General features: G+C 71.2%; 1 protein-coding gene. It reads right to left on the bottom strand.

Features of this window, described 5'->3' with window-relative positions:
- Positions 1-120: 120 nt before the first annotated feature.
- On the bottom strand, positions 121-379 hold a 259-nt coding region (locus tag STRAU_RS20890; protein ID WP_037660841.1), incomplete at its 5' end, for a DUF4245 family protein.

Here is a 379-nt window from a genome sequence, read left to right on the forward strand (position 1 = left end):
CCGTCTGAATCGGCGCGTCCCAGCGGCGCACCACCATGTGAGAGGCCCCCGGCAACCGCCGGGGGCCTCTCACATGGTCCGGGGGCCTCTCACGTGGTCCGGTCCAAAGGACTCTGCTGCCTACGCGCTCTCGCGGATCGGCGTCCGCTTCATCTCCAGCGACTCCGCCATCGCCGTGAGCGGCCCGAACCCCGCGGTCCCGGCCACCACCGTCGTGGCGCCCTTCTCCCGCAGGACGAGCGCGTCGTAGCGCGTGCCCTCGTAGCGCTGCCAGGTCCGGCCGGCGATCTTCTGGGTGCGGTCCGTCTTCCTGGCCCGCTGCGTGGCCGTGTCGATGAACTCGGCGGGCTTGGCCGTGGACTGCTTGATCGCGACGTAC

Source organism: Streptomyces aurantiacus JA 4570, from assembly GCF_000414115.1.
GTDB lineage: Bacteria > Actinomycetota > Actinomycetes > Streptomycetales > Streptomycetaceae > Streptomyces > Streptomyces aurantiacus_A.